The following is a 6,353-nucleotide window of genomic DNA, read 5'->3' as shown; positions in this document are numbered from 1 at the left end:
TTAACGCCTGTGGACAAGCAGTAGCCGACTACCTTGATTGAAGCAGGAAGAAAACACTAAACTAATCAACTTTCTTTGAGTAAGTTTAGGTAAGTTTTTCGGAGCAGTATAACAATCAAACTAATCAACAGTCCACCGAAGCTAAGAAAAATGATGATGACGATGACGACAAAGACGACGACAAAGACAATGATCAAGATGATGACAATAACTAATCACAGCGTAAGTAGATAGCAGTTATTAGTTATCGTTAAGACTAATACAGGAAACGGAAAAATTTTAGATGTTGAATTTTGGCTTGAACAGCCTAACATTCAACGTCTAAAAAATCAGCTTAAACTCTCCCAACACATTTTGAAATTCGCGCAGGCGGGTTTTGTGTGTGTGCAAGATGAACCGCGACTTTAGTCGTATAGTGCAGAATGTGAATAAAGCAAGTGATAGCTTAGACTTTCACCCATAATTCCCAGTATTCCAGTTTTAATTTATGCTGACCCACAATATTTCTAGTACCCTTGCCGATACTCTACGCAACAGGCGGCAAAAACTAGCTCAACTCATTGATTTTCCTGTAATTCTTTGGTCTGGCGCTAGCAGTCCTCGGAACTTTCCAGCAAATGCCTATCCATTCCGCGCCAGCAGTCATTTTCTATATTTTGCCGGATTACCGCTACCTAATGCCGCTATTCGTCTCGAGGGCGGGAAGTTAGAGTTATTTATGGATGATCCTGCACCTGGCAGTGCCTTGTGGCATGGAGAAATGCCCACACGCAGCGACATTGCCGAGAAGATAGGCGCAGATGTGGCAAGAACTATGTCTGAATTGAAACATCGAGGTAGCGGTGCGGCATCAATTCCGGTGCAGAATTATCAGACTAGTCTTGTACAGTCTCAAGTCTTGCGAAGGCAAATATCCTCACCTGATGACCTAGAAGGGTTAGACCGAGAATTAGCCAAGGCAATTGTAACTTTACGCCTGAGTCACGATGCCGAAGCCTTAACTGAGTTACGCCAAGCTGCGGCGGTGAGTGTTGCCGCCCACAAAGCGGGGATGGCAGCCACACCCAAAGCTAAATTAGAGGCAGAAGTCCGGGCGGCGATGGAAGGGGTCATTATTAGCCATAATCTGACCACTTCTTATAACAGTATTGTTACCGTTCACGGCGAAGTTCTACATAATGAGGTGTATCATCACGCACTCCAGCCAGGAGATTTATTACTTGCCGATGTCGGTGCAGAAACTCCAATGGGTTGGGCGGCTGATATAACGCGGACTTGGCCTGTTTCTGGGAAGTTTAGCGCGACGCAGCGAGATATTTATGATGTAGTATTAGCGGCTCATGATGCTTGCATTGCCAAGATTCACCCAGGGGTAGAGTATAGGGATATTCATTTATTAGCGGCAACGGTAATTGCCGAGGGATTAGTAGATTTAGGAATTTTGCAAGGAAATCCGCAAGATTTAGTAGAAATGGATGCCCACGCGCTGTTTTTCCCCCACGGAATTGGGCATTTGTTGGGTTTAGATGTCCATGATATGGAAGATTTAGGAGATTTAGCGGGGTATGAAGACGGTAGGAATAGAAGTAGCCGAAGAGGTTTAGTTTACCTCCGCTTAAATCGTCCCCTACGCGCAGGAATGTTAGTCACCATTGAGCCGGGATTTTACCAAGTTCCAGCAATTTTAAATGATGCTCAAAATCGTTCTCAATATCGAGATGTGGTTAATTGGGAGCGTTTATCACAATTTGCTGATGTCCGTGGCATCCGCATTGAAGATGATGTTTTAGTGACAGCAGCTGGTGGTGATATTTTAACATCTGCATTACCCAATGATGCTGATACTGTAGAAAATATTGTTCAAGGTTGATTTGTCGGTAATTGAAAATTTTCATACCTATGCTATAAGCTTGTCACAGATGTGTAACAAACGCTGTCTACCTTAGAAATACATTTAAATAAAATTTGAGACAGCAATGCAAGACCAAATACCAAGCAATAATCACCCATTAAATAGCAATTCTCATACCAAATACAGCAATCAATCTCCTTGGAAAAAAGCAGCGGCTTCTCTATCATTAGTACTGCTGGGTTCTGGTATGACATTAGCTGGAGGTTACTTAGCTAACAACCAGCCCCAAGTATCACAAACTGCGTCAAGTTTAGCGTTAAGTCGCGTTAACGCCGCACCACCACTACCAGCAACTACAGATCCTAATTTTGTGACCAAAGTGGTGCAAAGAGTCGGGCCTGCTGTAGTACGTATTGATTCTTCCCGGACTGTGAAAACCGAAATCCCAGAACAGTTCAATGACCCGTTTTTCCGGCGCTTTTTTGGTGATGATATCCCACAAGCTCAAGAAAAAGTTGAACGGGGTACAGGTTCCGGGTTTATTCTCAGTGGCGATGGTCGAATTTTGACCAATGCCCACGTTGTTGATGGGGCAGATACGGTAACAGTTACCCTCAAAGATGGGCGTAGCTACAAAGGTAAGGTATTAGGCAAAGATGAATTAACCGATGTGGCGGTTGTCAAAATTCAAGCCGACAATTTACCAACAGTCACTATAGGTAACTCAGAACAATTGCAACCCGGAGAATGGGCGATCGCGATCGGCAACCCCTTAGGATTAGATAATACTGTGACAACAGGCATTATTAGTGCCACCGGACGCAGCAGTAATCAAATTGGTGCTGCTGATAAGCGTGTAGATTATATTCAAACTGATGCAGCAATTAACCCCGGTAACTCTGGCGGCCCTTTACTAAATTACCGTGGTGAAGTAATTGCTATGAATACAGCTATTATTCAAGGAGCGCAAGGCTTAGGTTTTGCTATTCCGATCAATACAGCACAACGTATTGCCAATCAATTAATCACTACAGGTAAAGTCCAACATCCTTATCTGGGAATTCAGATGGTAGGATTAACACCACAACTCAAAGAAAATATTAATTCTGACCCCAACAGTGGTTTAAATGTGGATGAAGATAAAGGGGTATTAGTTGTGAAAGTTATGCCTAACTCTCCCGCCGCAAAAGCCGGAATTAGAGCAGGTGATGTGATTGAAAAGCTCAACGGTAATGCTGTTACAGATGCCAGTGCTGTGCAAAGGGCAGTAGATAGCAGCCAAGTAGGCGGTGATGTCAGTTTAGAGTTACGTCGTCAAGGACAAACACTAACTTTAGCTGTACGTCCTGGTGCTTTCCCATCTCAGGCGCAAGACAATTAGGGTGTAGGGTTCAGGGGTGTAGGGGTGTTAGATATAGCACTTTTCCCCTGCCCGCCTGCGACCTATTTGGAGCAAACTTAAAGTGAAAGGGTATAACTCAATACGCTTGGGTTAAGACTAAAAACCAATTCTGGCGTAGGTTGGGGAGCCAGTGCGTTGGGCGGGTTCCCCGACATGAAGCAACTGGCGTTTGAGGAACGAAACCCAACATCCGAGCATACTGTGTTGGGTTACGCTATCGCTACACCCAACCTACTTTTCTGCTTAACTTTCTCCCTGCTCCCTGCTCCCTGCCCCCTGCGGCCTGAATGATAAGTCTTTAACAGGACACGATATAACTTGGTATCAGATTAACCAACCACAGGTAATCCCGCTAGCGCCATTGCCACTTCTGCTGCACTATATTCGGTATCAACTAGCTTTCCAGCTTGGTAATCAATGTAAGCTTGCATATCAAAGTGGCCATGACCGCAAAGATTAAATAGTATAGTCTTGCTGACACCTGTTTCCTGACAACGCAAAGCTTCATCAATAGCAGCTTTGACGGCATGGTTCGCTTCTGGTGCTGGTAAAATGCCTTCGGCTCGGGCAAAAGTTAATCCCGCCGCAAAGCAACCTAGTTGATATTCAGCACGGGTTTCTACTAATCCTAAATTGACAATATGACTAACTAAAGGAGCCATACCGTGGTAGCGCAAACCACCAGCGTGAATACCTTCTGGCACAAAGCTACTACCTAACGTGTGCATTTTGGTGAGGGGAGTTAGCTGTGCCGTATCACCAAAATCATAAGCATATTTGCCCCGCGTTAAGGAAGGACAAGCTGCTGGTTCCACAGCAATGACTCGTATATCTCTTTCTCCCCGCAATTTTGCACCGATAAAGGGAAAGGCAATACCCGCAAAGTTACTACCGCCGCCTGTACAGCCAATGACAATATCCGGGTAATCTCCCGCTAGTTCTAATTGTTTTAATGCTTCTTGCCCAATCACAGTTTGATGCAGTAATACATGATTGAGAACACTGCCTAAAGCATATTTAGTTTGTTCATCCCCAGCTGCTACTTCCACCGCTTCACTAATGGCAATGCCTAAACTGCCTGTGCTGTTGGGATATTCTGCTAAAATTTTGCGTCCGGCTTGGGTTTGGTTGCTAGGACTAGCGACAACTCTCGCGCCGTAACTCTCCATGAAAGCGCGGCGATAAGGTTTTTGCTGATAGCTGACATTCACCATGTAAACCAATACTTCTAAACCAAATAGCGCACCAGCAAAGGCTAAAGATGAACCCCATTGTCCGGCTCCGGTTTCGGTTGTGAGTTTTTTGACTCCAGCTTGTTTGTTATAGTACGCTTGGGCAACGGCAGTATTTGGTTTATGACTACCAGCAGGACTCACGCCTTCATACTTGTAATAAATTTTGGCTGGTGTATCTAAAGCTTGTTCTAAACGACGGGCGCGATAAAGCGGTGTCGGTCTCCATTGGCAATATATAGAGCGTACTGCGTCGGGAATCTCAATCCACCTTTGTTGAGTAACTTCTTGTTCAATTAAAGCTAAGGGGAACAGAGGTAATAAATCATCTGGTGTAATTGGTTGACCCGTACCTGGATGTAAAACTGGTGGTAATGGTTGTGGGATGTCAGCTTGAATGTTGTACCAAGCTGTGGGCATTTGGTCTTCGCTGAGAATGTATTTAATTGTTTCCATAGCAAGAGTTAAGGCAGGTAAATTAACATACTTCTTATTGTCTAAGAAAGCTGCGATCGCAGTATCCTACCAAAAGACAATAGGCCAGATAAAATATTTCACCTTGTATCAAAAACTATAAATTTGGCACTATGCACAGTAGTTTAGATTTTCATCGACACTATTTTCCGCTATGCGCCTGACCTCACTCGATGTTTTTCGTGGTATCACTATTGCTGGGATGATTCTTGTCAATATGGCAGGAGTCGCTGATGATGTATATCCTCCTTTAGCTCATGCTGACTGGCATGGTTGCACACCAACTGATTTAGTATTTCCTTTCTTTTTATTTATTGTTGGTGTGGCGATGACATTTTCTTTGTCAAAATACACCGCAGATAACAAACCAACCTCGGCTGTTTATGGGCGCATATTCCGCCGTGCGGCTATTTTATTTGTTTTAGGTTTATTATTAAACGGCTTTTGGAATAAAGGTGTCTGGACTTTTGATTTCAGCAGCATCCGGATTATGGGAGTGTTGCAACGCATCAGCTTAAGTTACCTGCTAGCTTCCTTGGTAGTTCTCAACCTGCCACGTAAAGGACAATGGATATTAGCCGCAGTCTTACTCATCGGTTACTGGCTAACTATGATGTATGTTCCAGTTCCTGAATATGGTGCAGGTGTGCTGACACGCGATGGTAACTTTGGTGCATACATCGACCGTCTAATTATTCCCAAAGCTCATCTATATGCAGGTGATGGTTTCAAAAACATGGGAGACCCAGAAGGACTTTTGAGTACAATTCCGGCGGTGGTTAGCGTCCTCACTGGGTACTTCACAGGGGAATGGATACGCAAACAGCCCGTACAAACACGCACTAGTGTAGGGTTAGCTTTATTTGGTATTGGTTGCTTGATAATTGGTTGGGCTTGGGGTTGGGTATTTCCTATTAACAAAAAACTATGGACAAGTTCTTATGTTGTTTTTACCAGTGGTTGGGCTTTATTATTATTAGCTCTTTGTTATGAACTTATCGAAGTACGATTAATTAAACGCTGGAGTAAACCTTTGGAAATTATGGGCTTAAATGCGATCGCTATTTTTGTCGCATCTGTGTTACTAATTAAAATCTTAGTGAAAACCACCATAGGCACAGGCGAAAACGCCCCCAGCACCTACAACTGGATATATCAAAACATCTTCGCATCCTGGGCAGGTACTTTTAATGGTTCACTACTATTTGCCCTTGTTACTGTCTTATTATGGTGGGCTGTAGCAGTCTTCATGTATAGACAACGCTGGTTTGTCAAAGTCTAATTCCTCATAAGCTCTAAATTCATCCCGCATTTATGCAACGCCCATTTTTCTAGCCCCTAACCTCTAACCTCATCCATGTCAAAAATGCTGTCAATGTACTTCATAGGGATG

Annotated in this window: 4 protein-coding genes; 3 read left to right on the top strand and 1 reads right to left on the bottom strand. The window is 43.8% G+C overall.

Features of this window, described 5'->3' with window-relative positions:
• Positions 1-487 precede the first annotated feature (487 nt).
• Positions 488-1,870: an aminopeptidase P family protein gene (locus H6G69_RS26415; RefSeq protein ID WP_190692089.1), complete on the top strand. Its 1,383-nt coding sequence runs from the start codon at positions 488-490 to the stop codon at positions 1,868-1,870.
• 106 nt (positions 1,871-1,976) lie between these two features.
• On the top strand, positions 1,977-3,233 hold the full coding sequence (locus tag H6G69_RS26410) for an HhoA/HhoB/HtrA family serine endopeptidase (RefSeq protein WP_190692088.1): 1,257 nt from the start codon (positions 1,977-1,979) through the stop codon (positions 3,231-3,233).
• Between the two features lie 350 nt (positions 3,234-3,583).
• On the opposite strand, the gene H6G69_RS26405 is transcribed toward H6G69_RS26410, so the two are convergent.
• On the bottom strand, positions 3,584-4,942 hold the full coding sequence (locus H6G69_RS26405; protein WP_190692087.1) for a TrpB-like pyridoxal phosphate-dependent enzyme: 1,359 nt from the start codon (positions 4,940-4,942) through the stop codon (positions 3,584-3,586).
• A 172-nt stretch (positions 4,943-5,114) separates the two neighbouring features.
• Here H6G69_RS26405 and H6G69_RS26400 point away from each other — a divergent pair, with 172 nt between their 5' ends.
• The gene (locus H6G69_RS26400; protein ID WP_190692086.1) at positions 5,115-6,242 is read left to right on the top strand and encodes an acyltransferase family protein; all 1,128 of its coding nucleotides are present in this window, start codon (positions 5,115-5,117) and stop codon (positions 6,240-6,242) included.
• Positions 6,243-6,353 lie beyond the last annotated feature (111 nt).

It is taken from the genome of Nostoc sp. FACHB-110 (assembly GCF_014697425.1).
Lineage (GTDB): Bacteria > Cyanobacteriota > Cyanobacteriia > Cyanobacteriales > Nostocaceae > Nostoc_B.
This window is presented reverse-complemented; position numbering and strand designations above follow the sequence as displayed.